Genomic DNA, 15534 nt, shown 5'->3' with positions numbered 1-15534 from the left:
CCCTGGCTTTTTATGATTTCTCGCACTGTACAAGTTGTCGCAAATCAGGCCATTCTCCCGGGCATCGTTAAACCTTTGTTAAGGAGCGGGGCCTGCATGAGTCAGTTGAAAATAGTGCTCGACGGCGAAAGCCTTATCACACCCGACGCAATGGCTGGAGGAACCGCGGCGGGAGACTATGAGCACTTCGACGAACAACTCGCGATCGGTCGCGGCGAGATTGCCTTGATGCTGGAGCTTGCAAGGCAGCGTTCGGAGAGAGCCGAGGATCCGCGGAGCATCATCGATTACGTCGCCGGCGCTCTTCACGACATCCGCTCCCGATTCCATCCGAATGTCTGGAAGGCACTCGTTCCGGTGGTGCAGCGCCATCCGGTGTCGGCGTTCTTCCTTCAGGACCCGTTCACACGCTGGTCCTTCGAGAAGCCGCGCGGATATTCCGGCGACGCCCATCTTCTGGATTTCATCTACGGACACCCGGACGCCGCCGACGAAATCGCCGCCGCCACACCGACCGGCAAGGCTCTCTATGATTACACGAAGGATGCCTCGTCGTCGGTCGCCGTCCGCGAGCGCCGCGACCTGCTGACCCGATATGTCGATCAGGTCGCCGATGCGCGGGGCGCCGAAACGGAGATCCTGACCATAGCGTCCGGACATCTTCGCGAGGCCGACCGCTCGGTCGCGTTGCGGGAGCAGCGGCTCAAGCGATGGATCGCGCTCGATCAGGATCCGCTGAGTGTCGGATCGGTCGCCCGCAATTTCCAGGGAACCTGCGTGGAGGCCGTGAACGGTTCGGTCCGAAGCATTCTGAACGGCAAGCAGAAGCTCGGACAGTTCGATTTCATTTATGCAGCCGGCCTCTACGATTACCTCGCGGAAAACGTCGCGGTGAAGCTGACGCAGAAGTGCCTGCAGATGCTGAAGCCCGGCGGGCTCTTCCTGTTTGCCAATTTCGCCGAGGGTATCCGCGTCGAAGGTTACATGGAAACCTTCATGAACTGGGAACTCCTCTGGCGCAACGAGGCGGACATGTGGCGCATCGTCAACGCCAGCATCGACCGTAACACCGTCGAGCCGCAGGTCTGGTTCGGCGAAAACCGCAACATCGTCTACGGCACGCTGCAGCTCCGCACGTGAGGACATCCGAAACCCCGGCGTGACGGCTGCCGGGGTTTCCCCAGCCGCGCCGGCCCGGAGGGCGGCGGGACCAGTTGCCGGGCGCATGACGATGGCGCGGGCTTTAAGGTGCGCGCCCGCGCTGACCGACCTCACAAGCCGAGGGCATGAATTAGAACTCCGCGACCTTACCCCACGAGCTCTTTCCGAACCGGTCGGGATGATACGGCCTCGGGTCGACGATCGGTTCGTCGCCGGTAACGATATCGGCGATCAAGTGGCCGGCCCCGGGGCCGATGCCGAAGCCATGGCCGCTGAAGCCGGCCGCAAGGACGAAGCCGGGAAGCCCGGTCACTTCGCCGATGGCGGGCACGCCGTCCGGCGTCGAGTCGATGTAGCCGGCCCAGGCCGCCGTGACAGCGCGGCCTTCAAGGGCCGGCAGCAGTTCGACCGCGCGTTTGTGGGTGAGGCGGATCGTTCCCTCGTCGAAGGCAGGGTCGAGGATACGCATTTTTTCCATCGGCGTCGGCCGGTCGAGGTGCCAGCGTGCGAGGCTTTCGTGGCCTGATCGTATGCCTTCCAGTCCGCCGGGGGCGAGACTCTTCCAACGTCGCAGGAACATCGGCAGGAATTGCGGTGCGAAGCGGAGCTGCTGGGCAGTGGGGTCGACCCGGCCGCGGCCGCTGATCGCAAGGGTGTGGCCACCGTCGCCGCGGCGGGTGACGGAGATCGCGGCGGTGTGCAGCGCGTCCGGTATGGCACCTTCGCCAGGTCCGACCGAGAGGATCGACGAACGGATTGATGCCTGCGGAAAGCGAATGTCGAGCTGACGGCAGAAGGCGGATGCCCAGGCACCGCCCGCAAGAACGGCAAGCTTGGTGCGGATCGTTCCGCGTTCCGTGACGACGGCGCTGAGCCGACCGCCTTCCGTTTCGATGCCGCGCGCAGCACAGGACTGGTGGACAGTGCCGCCGAGTTTCAGGATGGCGCGGGCGACCGCCGGTGCGGCGCTTGCCGGATCGGCGACACCGTCGCTCGGCGAAAAGACACCACCTTTCCAGACCCTTCCGGTCGCCCCCGCCCTGACGGTCGCGGCAGCCTGGTCGAGCATGTGGGTGGTGACACCGACGGTACGGGCGAAATCGCGCCAGCGCGCCCAGCCTGAGAGTTCCTCCTCGCTGTTGCTGAGATAAAGGAGGCCGCAGCGGCGAAAGCCGGTGTCCTCGCCGGTTTCGGCCGCAAACGCTTCCCAAAGGTCGAGGCTTTTCGTTGCCATGGGGAGCTCGCGGGCGTCGCGGTTCTGCTGTCGGCACCAGCCCCAGTTTCGGCTCGATTGCTCGGCACCGACGCGGCCCTTTTCGAGCAATGCGACTTTCAGTCCGCGTTTGGCGAGATGATAGGCGGCAAAGACCCCGACGATCCCCGCGCCGATCACCACGGCGTCGGCGGTTTCCGGCAGTTCTGGCGTCGTTTCGACGAGCATCAGGGGCGCGGGCATGATCATCTCTCCTTGTCGCCTCAGAGAATAGCGCCGGAATTCCGGCGCCGTTGCCGCATATCGGTGGCCCGCAGCAGAAGATTCCGTTCTTTGAAGGATCAGCAGATCATTGTGCCTCGTGCGGCGCTGCCAAACGGAATAGACGCGCCAGGACAAAGTGTTAATGTGATTTCGAGGATGTCGCAGCATAAAATGCTACCGTCCGACTGAACCCGGACGCCGGAGGAAGCGCCATGAAACTCGATCGCATCGACATCAAGATTCTTCACGAACTGCAGAAGAACGGCCGCATCACCAATGTCGAGCTGGCCGAGCTCGTCCACCTCTCGCCGAGCCCGTGCCTGATGCGGGTGAAGAAGCTGCAGCAGGAAGGCTATATCGAGGGCTATTCGGCGCAGATCAATCTTGCCAAGCTCGGTCAGACCCTGACCGTCTTCACCGAGATCACCCTCAAGAACCACCGACAGATCGACTTTGCCCGCTTCCTCGCAGCTGTCGAAAAGGTCGATCAGATCATCGAGTGCCATCTGGTGTCCGGTGGCTACGACTATCTCCTGAAATTCGTGACGGCAGGCATCGGTGAATACCAGACGATCATGGAACGACTGACCGATCTCGATATCGGTATCGACAAGTATTTCAGCTTCGTCGTCCTGAAGTCCCCGATCGTCAAGGCGCACCTGCCGCTGACGAGCCTCTTTCCCGTTTGATGTCCGAGGCAGCCACGCCGTCAGGCGTGGCTGTAAGCCCTTACCTGCTCCGGGTCGAGTTTGAGATTGTCGAGCCAGGTCGGATCGAGTTTCGGCACCGACGAGAACAGCAGGCTGGAATAGGGATGCATGGGCGCCTTGGCCTGTGCCGGCGTCAGTTCCTCGACCTTCTTGCCGCCATACATCACCACGATCCTGTCGCAGATCGCCTCGACGACGGAGAGGTCGTGGCTGATGAAGACGTAGGAGAGCGAGAGCTCCCTTTGCAATTCCTTCAGGAGGTCGATGATTGCGGCGGCGACCACGGTGTCGAGCGCCGAGGTGATCTCGTCGCAGAGGATGAGCTTCGGCTCGGCCGCCAACGCGCGGGCGAAATTGACGCGCTGCTTCTGCCCGCCGGAAAGCTCGGCAGGCCGGCGATGGCGCAAGGCCTTCGGCAGGTGCACCATGTCGAGAAGCTCCGCGATCCGCGCGTCCCGGGCTTTGCCCTTCATGCCGCGGTAGAAGGTCAGGGGACGCCCCAGGATGTCCTCGATCGACTTTGCCGGATTGAGCGCGGTGTCGGCATACTGGAAGACGATCTGCAGTTCGCGCACCTGGTCGCGCGTGCGTCGGCGGCTCGACGGGGCAAGCTCACGGCCGTCGAGAGTCATGGTCCCGGCGGAGATCGGCAGGATGCCGGCAATGGCGCGCGCCAACGTCGATTTTCCGCAGCCCGATTCCCCGATGATGCCGAGATTGCGGCCCTTTTCGACGCTGAGGCTGACACCGCTGACGGCGCGCACGAGCGGCAGTCCGTCGGCCTGCATCGGGCCGTAGCCCGCTATCACGTTGTTGATCTCCAGGAGTGGCGCCCGCTTTTTCTCGGCGACCGCGGCGTCATCACGGGGTTTCGGCTCGAAGGCCGCGAGAAGCTCGCGCGTATAGGGGTGTGCCGCACGGTGCAGGATGTCATCCGTCGAGCCGGTTTCCTGAATCTCGCCGCCGCGCAAGACCATGATGCGGTCGGCAATCTGCGCGACGACGGCGAGGTCGTGCGAGACGTAGACGCCTGCGATCCTGCCGGCCTTCATCACAGATTTGAACGCCTTCAACACTTCGATCTGCGTCGTCACGTCGAGCGCGGTCGTCGGTTCGTCGAAGATGATGAGCTTCGGATCGCCGATCATCGCCATCGCGGCGGCGAGCCGCTGCAACTGCCCGCCGGAAACCTGGTGCGGATAGCGTTCGCCAATGTGCTCGGGGTCGGGAAGCGACAGTGCGCGGAACAGGTCGATCGCCTTGCTCCTGGCTTCTGCCGGCGACATCAGGCCGTGGATCTTCGTCACCTCGATCACCTGATCGATGATGCGGATCGCCGGATTGAAGGCGGCCGCGGCTGACTGCGGTACATAGGCGACCTCCGTGCCGCGCACGGATGCCAGTTCGCGCTCGCCGAGCTTCGCCATGTCCTTGCCGTCGACGAGGATAGTGCCGCCGGATATGCGGCAGCCGGTGCGCGCGTGCCCGAGCAGCGTGAGCGCGATGGTCGTCTTGCCCGATCCGCTTTCGCCGATGAGCGCGAGGATCTCACCGGGGGCGATGTCGAGGCTGACGCCCTTGATGATTTCGACGCGACGGCCGGAGTCGGTCCTGGCCTCGACCTTGAGATCACGAACTTCTACGAGATTCTTCATCAGGCGCTCCTGTCGCGGATCTTCTGAGGGAGGTTGTCGATCAGAAGATTGACGCTGATCGTCAGGCTGGCGATGGCAAGGCTCGGGACGATAACCGCCGGCGCCCCGAAGGGCAGTCCACCGATATTCTCGTGAACGAGCGCGCCCCAGTCGGCATAGGGCGGCTGCACGCCAAGCCCCAGGAAGGAGAGGCCGGAAAGCAGCAGCACGATGAAGACGAAACGCAGGCCGAGATCGGCGAGCACCGGCCCGAGGATGTTCGGCAGGATTTCCGAGCGGATCAGATAGAGGGTTCCCTCGCCGCGGGTGCGGGCGACGGTGACGTAGTCCATCGTGTTGATGTTGACGGCGAGCGCGCGGGCGAAGCGGTAGGCGCCGGGCGTGTAAATGACCGCGAGCGTCGTGATCAGAACCGTGAGCGAGGAGCCGACGGCCGCGACGATGACGAGGCCCGAGAGCTTGCCGGGTATGGAGTTCAGCGCATCGAGGAAGCGGCTCAGTGCCGCATCGAACCAGCCACCCGTGACCGCTGCCGTCATGCCGAGGACGACGCCGCTGAAGCAGGCGATGCAGACCGCCGCAAGCGAGATCCCCACGGTATAACGCGCGCCCATCAGAGCACGCGAGAGCATGTCGCGTCCAAGGTAGTCGGAGCCGAGCCAGAGCTTGCCGCTGATCCCTCCGAAGAAGTCCTCGTCGACGATTTCCCCGACAGGATGGGGGATGATATGCGGCGCAACGATCGCGACGATGCCCCAGAAGAGGATGACCGACAGGCCGATCATGCCGACCCAGTTGAAGCGGTAGCCGAATTTTCTCGACAGCGTGGCGGGCAGTGTCATGGTCAGCGCAGCCTCGGGTTTGCAAGAATGGCAATGATGTCGGCAAGCGTGATCAAGAGCAGGTAGCCGAAACAGAAGATCATCGCGCAGGACTGGATGAGTGGCAGGTCGCGGGTTTCGACGCCGTCGACCATCAGCTTGGCGACACCCGGATAGTTGAAAATCGTCTCGACGATGATGACGCCGCCGACGAGGTAGGAGAGAGACAGCGCGATCGCGTTGACGATCGGGCCGACCGCGTTCGGCAAGGCATGGCGCAGCACCATGCGGGGCCGCGACGCGCCCTTCAGCAGCGCCGCCTCGACATAGGGGGTGTCGATCGTTTCGACCACCGCGGCACGCGTCATGCGGATCATCTGTGCGGAAACCACGAAGGTCAGCGTGATGACCGGCATGGCGTAGATCTTCAGCATTTCCCCGATGGATGTGACACCGCCGGCTATCGAGAGCGCGGGAAGCCATTTGAGATAGACGGAGAAAATGAGGACGGCCGAGGTCGCGACCATGAATTCCGGGACGGAGATCACGCCGATGGTGCAGATCGTGACGATGCGGTCATAGAGCGAACCCCTGTACATGGCGGCCGTGATTCCGAGCGTCAGGGCAAGCGGCACGGCGATGAGCGTAGTTACGCCGGCGAGCCGCATCGTGTTGACGAAGCGGCCGCCAATCAGGTCGGCCACCGCGATGTTGTTGACGTAGGAGGTGCCGAGGTCTCCGGTCGCGAGACCTGCCAGCCATCGCATGAAGCGGATGAACGCCGGCTCGTCGAGATGCATGGCGGTCCGCAGACCCGCCACCGCTTCGGGCGTTGCGGCCTGGCCGAGCAGGATCGTCGCGGTGTCACCGGGAAGCATCGCCGTGGCGAAGAAGACCGCAAAGGAGACGATCAGCAAGGTCAGTGCTGCGATCAGAAGCCGCGCTCCGACGAGATTGAGTACATATGGGCTCATGAGAGGGCCCCTCTTCGGTTGAGCATCGATGCGACAAGCGATGCGATGCACGGGTCCGTGAAGACTACGGGCAAAAGACTGACACGTCATCGGTGAAGATGGCGGGAAGGCAACAGGCGCCTTCCCGTTTTCTGCGGCTATCAGGCTTCGAGCCAGACATATTCGGCGAAGGCGTAACCCATCTGGCCGCCGAGCGGATTGGCCTCGAGGCCCTTCAGCTTGCCGGAGATCGCATCCACGTTCGAGATGTAGACGGGGATGACCGTACCGGCTTCCTCGGCGACCATGACCTGCATCTCTCCATAGATCGTCTTGCGCTTGGCCTCGTCGAGCGAACCGCGGGCCTCTACCAGCATCTTGTCGAATTTCTCCGACTTGTACTGGCTTTCGTTCCACGGCGCATCGGAGGCGTAGAGCAGCGAGAAGAGGATGTCGGCCGTCGGACGCGGGTTGATGTTGCCGAAATGGACCGGCGCCTTCAGCCAGTAGTTCGACCAGTAGCCGTCGGACGGCACGCGCTGGACGTCGAACTTCATGCCGATCTCGCTGCCGGCCTGCTGGACGATCGTGGCCATGTCGACCGAGGCGGTGGCGGCATCCGAGGCAACGATCGGAATGGACTGGCCGAGGAGACCGGACTTTTCGAAGTGGAACTTGGCCTTCTCGGGATCGTACGCTTTAGCCTTGAGCTCGGCATTGTGGTAGATGTTGGCGGGGGAGATCGGCTGATCGTTCGCCACCTCGGCGAGCCCGCGCAGGACCGACTTCCGGATCTGCTCGCGGTTGATCAGGTATTTCATGCCCTGGATGAAGTCCGCCTTGCTGCCCGGTTCCATGTCGAGGCGGATGTTGAGGTCGGTGTAGTTGCCCGATGTCGTCTGCGACAGCACGAAGCCCGGCTGGCTTTCGACGAGCTTCATCGAACGCGGCGTGATCGAAGCCGCAAGATGAACGTCACCCGAAAGAAGCGCGTTCACGCGCGCCGTGTCGTCGCTGATCGCGAAATACTCGAACGAGTCGATGTTGGCGCCGCCGGCCTTGAAGTAGTCGGGGTTTTTCACGAAGACGGACTTCACGCCCGGCTGGAACGTCTCGACCTTGAATGCCCCGGTGCCGATGCCCTTGGAGAAGTCGGTGGTGCCGTCCTGCACGATCATGAAGTGATGCATTGCGAGGATCGTCGGAAGGTCGGCGTTCGGGTTGGCGAGGGTGATCTCGACGATCAACGGGTCCACGGCCTTGATGCCGGTGATCTGCTTGGCGATCGAATTGACCTTCGAACCGACGTCCGGATCGAGGTGCCGCTTCAGCGAGAAGACGACGTCCGCGGAAGAGAGCGTCTTGCCGTCGTGGAATGTCACGCCGGAGCGCAGCTTGACGGTCCAGACTTTCGCGTCGGCCGTCTTGATGCTCTCGGCGAGCTCCATCTGGGTGATGCCGTCCTTGTTGAGGAAGGTCAGGCGGTTGTAGAGGGCACAGCAACGGACGTAGTCCGTCGACAGCGACGCCTTGGCCGGATCGAGCGTATCGGCAGTCGAGGAGGACCAGCCGGCCGCCCTCAGGTGGCCACCCTTCGTCGGGGTGGCGGCGATGGCGTTGGATGCGCGGCCAAGGACGAGTCCGCCGGCCGACAGCGCGACACCGCCGGCGAGCATCATGTGAAGAAGTTCGCGGCGTGTGGCACCGCGGCGGATGGCGTTTTCGACCATCGCGTCGTCATTTCTGGTCCAGTTGGTGATCTTGTCGCTCATGCTACTTCCCCTTTTTGTTGTCGCTTGAGGGCTGTCCGTCTTTCGCGGGCCGACCCCTGGTGTTGAAGACAGGTCATTTTCGGGTGGCTGCCACGGCGTCGGCAAGCTCGGCCATGGACGTGAAGTGATAGTCGGGCGTGGTGAATTCGGCCGGCTCGATCGTGCCGCCATAACCGTTCTGGGCGTGGCGCCGCTCGATCCAGCAATTGGTCATGCCGAGTTTCCGGGAAATCCCGATGTCATGGTACTGGCTCTGGGCGACATGCAGGATGTCCTCCCTGGCAGCACCTTCCGAAGCGACGAAGTCGAAGACCTGTTCGAAGAAGGCCGGATCAGGTTTTTCCGTACCCGTATCGTCGGCGGTGAAGGCGGTATGGAACGGATTGCCGAGCTCTGCCGCAAAATGGTCGAAGGCCCAGCGCCGCGCATTCGTCATGGCGATCAGCCGATAGTCGCGCGCGAGGCGGGCAAGCGCCTCGGGGCTGTCGGGAAACGCTTTCCAGCTTCTGGCGGAGTCACGCAGCCGCTCGCCGTAGCGTCGCTCTGCAGGAAGCCCGAGCGTCGGCGCAATCGTGAGATAAACCCGGACGAGATCGTCGGGAAAAAGGTCGGCACCGTCGGAATAGCGGGCCTGCCTGTAGAGCGTCAGGGCCTCTTCGCCGTCGACGGTCGCGCCGGCTTCCGCGGCGATCCCGGCCAGGCAGTCCTTGAGACCCGCCTCGAAATCGATGAGCGTGCCGACCACGTCGAAGGTCATGTACTTGAAATCAGGCAGTTGCGCGCTCAAGTCCGTTTCCCCAGTTTCGCCGCGCGCCGATGGCGCTTGCGGCAGATTATTTCGTTCCCGGTTCGGGCGATTGTCTCGCCTTCATATCAAGCCCGTCGTTTGGTTCAGCGGGCCTTCTCATCTATCAAGTGTGGCATCTGCACTGCACCGATTCCGCCGAAAAGACACAGCGGTGCGGCACAAAATTGCGAATCTGCCGGCCCCAGCGACATTTGGGGGCCTGGCTCCTCCCCGGGGCGCTCAGTCCTTCAGGACGCGGCGCACATCCGGATCCTCGAGTGTCTGGTCCAGCGTCACAGCCGTGCGCTCGAGGATCGCATCAATGTCGGCATCGGTGCAGCAGAGCGGAGGGGCATAACCGAGGGCGCCGTTCGCGAAGGCGCGGATGACGAGACCGTTATCCCAGGCACGGTCGAAGATACGTCGCGCCGCCTGTGCCTCGGCGGGGAGGGGGGTCTTGTTCTTCTTGTCGACGACCAGCTCGATGGCGGCGAGCATGCCGCGACCTCGAACTTCGCCGACCAGCGGGTGATCCTTCAGGGCTTCGAGGCCGGCCATCAGCCGGCCGCCGGCCTTTCTGCCGTTTTCGAGAAGGCCGTTCTCATAGAGCTTCAGGACTTCCAAGCCGACGGCTGCGCTGACCGGATGGGCCGAATAGGTGTAGCCGTGACCGACCGCCGAGGCGCCGGCGCCGTCGGCGATCACCTGGTAGACATGGTCCGCCATGAACACGGCGCCCATCGGGACATAACCGGAGGTGAGGCCCTTGGCGGTGGTGATGAAGTCCGGAACGATCCCCTCCTCGCTGCAGGCGAAAAGAGGCCCCGTTCGGCCGAAGCCGGTGATCACCTCGTCGGCGATGAAGAGGATGCCGAGCTCGCGGCAGAGATCGCGCATTGCCTTCAGCCAGCCACGGGGCGGCACGATCACGCCGCCGGAGCCCTGGATCGGCTCGGCATAGAAGGCGGCCACCCGCTCCGGTCCGATCTCCTCGACCTTGACCCGCAATGCCGCAAGAGAAGCGGCGATGATTGCCTGCGGATCCTCGCCGACGGGGTTCCGGTAGGGATAAGGGGACGGAATCTTGTGCTGCCAGTCGAAGGGGATGCCGAAGCCGGCATGGAACGCCGGCAGGGCCGTGAGCCCGGCGCCGACGGTGGAGGAGCCGTGGTAACCCATCTCGATCGAGATGAACTGGTCGCGCCGGGGCTCTCCGCGCGCGGTCCAGTAGTAGCGGACGAAGCGGACCGTGCTGTCGACGGCATCCGATCCCCCGAGGGTGAAATAGACGTGGTTGAGATCGCCCGGCGCGCGTTCGGCGAGTTCGGTGGCGAGGCGGATTGCCGGCTCGGAGCCGAGCCCGAAATAGGTGGTTGCGTAGGGAAGCTCGCGCATCTGGCGGGTAGCGGCCTCGACGATGCTCTCGTGCCCGTAACCGGCGTTGACGCACCAGAGGCCGGCGAAGCCGTCCACCAGTTGCCGCCCGCTCGCATCGGTCACCGTCGCACCCTTGGCGGAGGCGAGCACGCGCACGCCCTGTTGCTCGTGGCCGCGATAGGAGGCGACCGGATGGACGAGGTGGGCCCGGTCGAGTTCGATGAGGGAATTGCTGTACATGATCTTCTCCGGATCAGCCGAGGGCCTGGTTGGCGAGGGCGAAGGTGGTGGCCGCGGGCGTTGCCCGGTGCTCGACGGGGCGGGCCATGGTGATGCCGCCGCCCACATGGGCGAGGCCGTTTTCGGCAAGCCAGTCGGCAAGTCCGGCGTCGGCGTCCGTGTCGACACGCAGGAAACGACCCGGTCGCTTCGCGATGAAATGCGAGACGAGGGCCTTTGCGTCCCCGAGCGTCGACGCGACGACGGGGCCGATCACCTCGCCACGGCCGAAAGGCCGCAATGCGGCGAACGCGTCGACGTGTCCGTTGCGGCGAAGGACCGCAAATTCGCCGATCGTGGCGAGACAGACGATCATGCGTTCCCGGTCGGCTCCACACGCGGCGCGATCGAGCGCGATGATCGCCGGCAGGTCCGCAGGGGAGGCGGGCTCGACACCTGCGGGCGAGGGCATTTCGCCGACGACACCCTGATGCTGACGGATCGTGCCGGTCTGGCGGAAGCCGAGTTTTTCGTAGAGCGGCAAGCCTTCCAACGTGGCTATGAGGCGCAGCGGGCGGCTGCCGGCAAGCCGGAATGCCGCATCCATGAGCTTGCGCCCGAGACCCTGGCCACGCATCGCCTCATCGACGATCACCATGTTGATGGTGGCGGCGTCCGTCTTGAAGGGCGTGACGAACACCGTGCCGACGACCTCTCCGTCGCCGTCAATGGCGGCAACACCGTCGCTCAGCGAAAGCGCCATCCGCCAGTCCTCGAGGCGATGTGGCCATCCGGCCTGCCTGGAGAGGCGCAAGGCGCCTTCGAGGTGCTGCTCTCCGAAGCGCTCCAGCTGTGTCTGCAATGTTCGCATGGGCAGATCCTTCATGTCCTGCCCATAGTGTTAAGGGTTCGGGGGCCGGCAGATCGTCCGAAGGCGGTGCTGGCCTCGACATCTTCCGTCTTGGTGGCCGTCGCTCGCGGCATTTTATGCCGCAGGCTCTTACGGGCAACGACGCCCGTCGAGGCGGTCCGCCGTCGTTCAGGGGCGGCCAGTATGCGCTGATGCAGCCTCGTTCCTGAGCCAGGACGCGAAAGTCTCGGCGGCGGGGCTGAGCGGCCTCTGCTCGGGCGTGACGAGCCAATAGGCCGTCTTCTCCGATCGAACGATGGTCGCGAACGGCTGCACCAGCCGCCCGGTCGCCAGATGGTCGCCAATGAGGAGCAAGCGGCCGATCGCGACGCCCTGACCGTTGAGAGCCGCTTGCAGAGCGATGTTGTAATCGGTGAGTTGCAGGACACGGGCACGGCGAAAATCGACTCCGACTTCGCCGAACCATAGCTCCCATCCCAGCGGGTTCATGGAATCGAGGAGCGTGTGCGACAGCAGGTCCGCAGGTTCGGCGAAACCGGAGCCATCTCCGAAGAGCGACGGGCTGACGACCGGGCTCAGTTCCTCGTTCATCAGCCGCTCCGCCCTGACATCTCCCCAGGGGCCTGCGCCGAAGCGGATGGCGAGGTCCACGTCGTCCGATGCGAAGTTCGTCAGGCGCAATGTCGGTTCGAGTTCGACGTCTATCTCGGGATGCTGCAGCATGAAATGCGGAAGGCGCGAAACCAGCCAGTTGGCGGCGAAGGAGGGCAAGACGCTGACGCGCACCGTCTGTCTCCCGGCCTGCCGTCGCGTCTCTGCCGTCGCACTGGCGATGATGGCGAAGGCTTCGGTCGTTCTCTCCAGATAGGCAGCGCCTTCGGGCGTCAGTTCGATGCTCTTCGCCTTGCGAACGAAGAGCCGTACGCCGAGCATCTCCTCGAGCTGCCTGATGTGATGGCTGACCGCGCTCTGGGTGATGAGGAGTTCCTCGCCCGCGCGCCGGAAGCTCAGCAAACGCCCGACCGCCTCGAAGGCCCGCAAGGCCTGCAGCGGCGGCATGACGGCGGATGCGCGCATGAAATTCCCTCAAAGCGTGACATTAGTTCAATCGATCGCACGATAGCGAAGTTTGAATTGGAAGCAATCGGCGCCGCCGTGCATTTTGCCGCCAATTCTCAAGGGAGCCAGTCATGTCAGAGACCATTGCATCCAGACTTTCCGCGCTCGGCCATCGTTTGCCGGCCGCGTCGGCCCCGGCGGCCAACTACGTCTCCACGGTGCGAACCGGCAATCTTCTCGTCGTGTCCGGGCAGATCAGCACCAGGAACGGTGCTGTCCTGACCGGGGCGGTCGGCGCCGGCGTTTCGGTCGAGGAAGGCCGCGTCGCCGCCGAGTGCGCCGCGATCAGCGTCCTCTCCCAGATCGCCGCAGCGACGGGCGGCGCGTTGGCATCCGTCCGGCGCGTGGTGCGTCTCGGTGTCTACATCGCCTCGGCGTCGGATTTCGCGAAGCAGTCGGAAGTCGCCAACGGCGCCTCGGATCTGGTCGTCGGTGTGTTCGGAGAGGCGGGGCGACACGCCCGTGCGGCGGTCGGCGTCGCGGCGCTGCCGGCGGGTGCCACTGTCGAGATCGAGGCGTTGGTGGAGCTGGAGCCCGAAGCATGAGTGATGTGCTGGACGTGGAGCAGCTCCGCTCGGAAACGCCGGGCTGCAAGGCCGGTGCGCATTTCAATCACTCCGGCGCCTCGCTGCCTTCCCGGCAGACCCTCGAGACGATCTGGGACTATCTGCGCGAGGAAGCGGCCGACGGCCCGATGGAGACAGCAACGAGGGCGGGGGAGCGTCTCGAAGCGGTGCGTGCCGATGCCGGCTCCCTGATCGGCGCCAGCCCGGGCGAAGTCGCGTTCATGGGGAGCGGTTCGACCGCCTGGGGCGCCGCGTTTGCGGCGTTGCCGCCGCTCGCCGCAGGGGACCGCATTCTCGTCGGGCGCCAGGAATGGGGCGGGAATCTTGCAACCATGCAGGCCGCTGCACGACGTGCCGGCGCGCTGATCGAGGTCATTCCGGTTCGCGAGGATGGCAGTGTCGACGCTGCCGCACTTGCATCGATGATGGACGAACGCGTGCGCCTTGTCTCGCTGACATGGCTTCCGGCGAACGGGGGCCTGATCAACGACGCGGCAGCCGTCGGGCGCGTGGCGAGAGCGGCGGGCGTTCCCTATTTCATTGATGCCGGTCAGGCGCTCGGCCAGGTTCCGATCGATGTTGCGGCACTCGGATGCGACGTCCTGAAGGCGGCCGGGCGAAAGTTCCTCCGCGGTCCGCGCGGCACGGCATTGCTTTATGTCCGGCGAGAGTTCCTGTCAGAACTCACGCCATCCTATCTGGATGTGTCTTCCGGGCCGATCGTCGACGGCAAGGTCGAGATCCGAGACGATGCGCGCCGTTTCGAGGCCAGCGAGAATTCGCCGGCCTTGCTGCTCGGACTCGGCGCTGCCATCCGGGAGGCGAGGTCGCTCGGCATCGAGGCTGTCCGTGACCGGATCGCTTCGCTGGCAAGCACCCTCCGCGACAATCTTCGCAGCATCCCGAAGGTCACGGTGCGGGATCTCGGATCACAACTCTCGGGAATCGTTTCTTTCACGGTCGAGGGCATCGCACCGACGCAAGTGCGTGCCGCGCTCTCCGAGAGAGGTATCGCGATCGGCGCGAACGGCGTTCCCTATACGCCGCTCGACATGGCGGCGCGCGGACTGGACCAGATTGCGCGTGCCTCGGTCAGCCATCTCAACACCATGTCGGAGATCGCGCTTCTCTCGGAAGCGGTCGCAGACATAGCGCGCAGAACATGACGGCGCCGCCTTCATCAGGCGGGCAGTCAAGACCGGGTCGGCATTGTCCGACCTTCCGGACTTTCAACACGATGATCGGAGTAAGTTATGGACTTGGGCATCAAGGGCAAACGGGCGCTGGTCTGTGCCGGTTCGAAAGGGCTGGGCCGAGGCGTTGCGGAGAAGCTCGCCGAGGCCGGCGTAATCCTGACGCTGAATGCCCGCGAACCGAAGCAGCTGCGCGAGACGGCGCAAGCGATCAGCGAAGCCTACGGGACGCAGGTCGAGATCGTCGCTGCTGACGTGACGACGGAAGAAGGCCGCAGCGCCCTTCTTCGCGCCGAGCCGCGGCCGGACATTCTCGTCACCAATGCCGGCGGCCCGCCGCCCGGCAACTGGTCGGCGGTCTCCGAAGACGATTGGCTCGCAGCGGTCGGGGCGAACATGCTCGCGCCCATTCTGCTCATGAAGGCCGTGCTTCCGGGCATGATCGAGCGGAAGTGGGGACGGATCGTCAACGTCACCTCGGCCTCGGTCAAGTCTCCGATCCCGGAGCTCTGCCTTTCCAACGGCGCCCGCACCGGCCTTACCGGTTTCGTCGCGGGGACCGCCCGGCAGGTCGCCCGCCATGGCGTCACCATCAACAATCTGCTGCCCGGATCGCACCAGACGGAGCGCATGGAGACGCTTCTGGAGAAGTCCGCGCAGGCGAGAGGCATGTCGATCGAGGAGGCACGTGCGGAGGAACACGCGCAAAACCCGACGGGACGCGTCGGCACGCCGGGTGAGTTTGGCGCGGCCGCAGCATTCCTCTGCAGCCAGTATGCCGGCTATATCGTCGGACAGAACCTGCTGGTTGACGGCGGCGCGTTCAACTCGACGTTCTGACTGCGCCGTTCCC

At 64.3% G+C, this 15534-nt stretch carries 14 protein-coding genes; 5 read left to right on the top strand and 9 right to left on the bottom strand.

What is annotated here, in order from left to right:
• Positions 1 to 96 precede the first annotated feature (96 nt).
• Positions 97 to 1140, top strand: a complete 1044-nt coding sequence (locus DFR48_RS21310; protein ID WP_114365231.1) for a class I SAM-dependent methyltransferase — start codon at positions 97 to 99, stop codon at positions 1138 to 1140.
• Between the two features lie 151 nt (positions 1141 to 1291).
• On the opposite strand, the gene DFR48_RS21305 is transcribed toward DFR48_RS21310, so the two are convergent.
• Positions 1292 to 2617: an NAD(P)/FAD-dependent oxidoreductase gene (locus tag DFR48_RS21305; protein WP_114365260.1), complete on the bottom strand. Its 1326-nt coding sequence runs from the start codon at positions 2615 to 2617 to the stop codon at positions 1292 to 1294.
• A 233-nt stretch (positions 2618 to 2850) separates the two neighbouring features.
• Here DFR48_RS21305 and DFR48_RS21300 point away from each other — a divergent pair, with 233 nt between their 5' ends.
• Positions 2851 to 3327, top strand: coding sequence for an Lrp/AsnC family transcriptional regulator (locus tag DFR48_RS21300; RefSeq protein ID WP_112690283.1), 477 nt, complete (start codon positions 2851 to 2853; stop codon positions 3325 to 3327).
• Positions 3328 to 3347: 20 nt separating this feature from the next.
• On the opposite strand, the gene DFR48_RS21295 is transcribed toward DFR48_RS21300, so the two are convergent.
• The 8 genes from DFR48_RS21295 to gcvA form a co-directional block, all read right to left on the bottom strand.
• The gene (locus DFR48_RS21295; protein WP_114365230.1) at positions 3348 to 5003 is read right to left on the bottom strand and encodes an ABC transporter ATP-binding protein; all 1656 of its coding nucleotides are present in this window, start codon (positions 5001 to 5003) and stop codon (positions 3348 to 3350) included.
• Entirely contained in the window at positions 5003 to 5845 is an 843-nt protein-coding gene (locus DFR48_RS21290; protein ID WP_114365229.1) for an ABC transporter permease, read from the bottom strand. Before DFR48_RS21290 ends, DFR48_RS21295 begins: the two co-directional genes overlap by 1 nt.
• 2 nt (positions 5846 to 5847) lie before the next feature.
• Positions 5848 to 6798, bottom strand: coding sequence for an ABC transporter permease (locus DFR48_RS21285; protein ID WP_114365228.1), 951 nt, complete (start codon positions 6796 to 6798; stop codon positions 5848 to 5850).
• Positions 6799 to 6938: 140 nt separating this feature from the next.
• A complete protein-coding gene (locus DFR48_RS21280) occupies positions 6939 to 8549 on the bottom strand; it encodes an ABC transporter substrate-binding protein (protein ID WP_114365227.1) in 1611 nt (536 codons plus the stop codon).
• Between the two features lie 73 nt (positions 8550 to 8622).
• Positions 8623 to 9306: an HAD-IA family hydrolase gene (locus tag DFR48_RS21275; protein WP_114365259.1), complete on the bottom strand. Its 684-nt coding sequence runs from the start codon at positions 9304 to 9306 to the stop codon at positions 8623 to 8625.
• A 270-nt stretch (positions 9307 to 9576) separates the two neighbouring features.
• On the bottom strand, positions 9577 to 10953 hold the full coding sequence (locus tag DFR48_RS21270; RefSeq protein WP_114365226.1) for an aspartate aminotransferase family protein: 1377 nt from the start codon (positions 10951 to 10953) through the stop codon (positions 9577 to 9579).
• A 13-nt stretch (positions 10954 to 10966) separates the two neighbouring features.
• On the bottom strand, positions 10967 to 11803 hold the full coding sequence (locus tag DFR48_RS21265; protein ID WP_170141955.1) for a GNAT family N-acetyltransferase: 837 nt from the start codon (positions 11801 to 11803) through the stop codon (positions 10967 to 10969).
• A gap of 168 nt (positions 11804 to 11971) precedes the next feature.
• Positions 11972 to 12880, bottom strand: coding sequence for a transcriptional regulator GcvA (gcvA, locus tag DFR48_RS21260; protein ID WP_114365224.1), 909 nt, complete (start codon positions 12878 to 12880; stop codon positions 11972 to 11974).
• Between the two features lie 113 nt (positions 12881 to 12993).
• Between gcvA and DFR48_RS21255 the strand changes: the two genes are divergently transcribed.
• From DFR48_RS21255 to DFR48_RS21245, 3 genes are all read left to right on the top strand, one after another.
• Complete coding sequence (locus tag DFR48_RS21255; protein ID WP_114365223.1) at positions 12994 to 13467, top strand: RidA family protein; 474 nt, start codon at positions 12994 to 12996, stop codon at positions 13465 to 13467.
• Positions 13464 to 14654: an aminotransferase class V-fold PLP-dependent enzyme gene (locus tag DFR48_RS21250; protein WP_114365222.1), complete on the top strand. Its 1191-nt coding sequence runs from the start codon at positions 13464 to 13466 to the stop codon at positions 14652 to 14654. The genes DFR48_RS21255 and DFR48_RS21250 overlap by 4 nt, the downstream gene beginning before the upstream one ends.
• Before the next feature lie 87 nt (positions 14655 to 14741).
• Entirely contained in the window at positions 14742 to 15521 is a 780-nt protein-coding gene (locus DFR48_RS21245; protein WP_114365221.1) for an SDR family oxidoreductase, read from the top strand.
• Positions 15522 to 15534 lie beyond the last annotated feature (13 nt).

The organism is Ciceribacter lividus (assembly GCF_003337715.1).
GTDB lineage: Bacteria > Pseudomonadota > Alphaproteobacteria > Rhizobiales > Rhizobiaceae > Allorhizobium > Allorhizobium lividum.
This window is presented reverse-complemented; position numbering and strand designations above follow the sequence as displayed.

Excerpts from the sequence above, each read along its gene's own strand:
- DFR48_RS21310 (WP_114365231.1), top strand. The coding sequence starts at position 97 with ATGAGTCAGTTGAAAATAGTGCTCGACGGCGAAAGCCTTATCACACCC.
- DFR48_RS21305 (WP_114365260.1), bottom strand. The coding sequence starts at position 2,617 with ATGCCCGCGCCCCTGATGCTCGTCGAAACGACGCCAGAACTGCCGGAA.
- DFR48_RS21300 (WP_112690283.1), top strand. The coding sequence starts at position 2,851 with ATGAAACTCGATCGCATCGACATCAAGATTCTTCACGAACTGCAGAAG.
- DFR48_RS21295 (WP_114365230.1), bottom strand. The coding sequence starts at position 5,003 with ATGAAGAATCTCGTAGAAGTTCGTGATCTCAAGGTCGAGGCCAGGACC.
- DFR48_RS21290 (WP_114365229.1), bottom strand. The coding sequence starts at position 5,845 with ATGACACTGCCCGCCACGCTGTCGAGAAAATTCGGCTACCGCTTCAAC.
- DFR48_RS21285 (WP_114365228.1), bottom strand. The coding sequence starts at position 6,798 with ATGAGCCCATATGTACTCAATCTCGTCGGAGCGCGGCTTCTGATCGCA.
- DFR48_RS21280 (WP_114365227.1), bottom strand. The coding sequence starts at position 8,549 with ATGAGCGACAAGATCACCAACTGGACCAGAAATGACGACGCGATGGTC.
- DFR48_RS21275 (WP_114365259.1), bottom strand. The coding sequence starts at position 9,306 with ATGACCTTCGACGTGGTCGGCACGCTCATCGATTTCGAGGCGGGTCTC.
- DFR48_RS21270 (WP_114365226.1), bottom strand. The coding sequence starts at position 10,953 with ATGTACAGCAATTCCCTCATCGAACTCGACCGGGCCCACCTCGTCCAT.
- DFR48_RS21265 (WP_170141955.1), bottom strand. The coding sequence starts at position 11,803 with ATGCGAACATTGCAGACACAGCTGGAGCGCTTCGGAGAGCAGCACCTC.
- gcvA (WP_114365224.1), bottom strand. The coding sequence starts at position 12,880 with ATGCGCGCATCCGCCGTCATGCCGCCGCTGCAGGCCTTGCGGGCCTTC.
- DFR48_RS21255 (WP_114365223.1), top strand. The coding sequence starts at position 12,994 with ATGTCAGAGACCATTGCATCCAGACTTTCCGCGCTCGGCCATCGTTTG.
- DFR48_RS21250 (WP_114365222.1), top strand. The coding sequence starts at position 13,464 with ATGAGTGATGTGCTGGACGTGGAGCAGCTCCGCTCGGAAACGCCGGGC.
- DFR48_RS21245 (WP_114365221.1), top strand. The coding sequence starts at position 14,742 with ATGGACTTGGGCATCAAGGGCAAACGGGCGCTGGTCTGTGCCGGTTCG.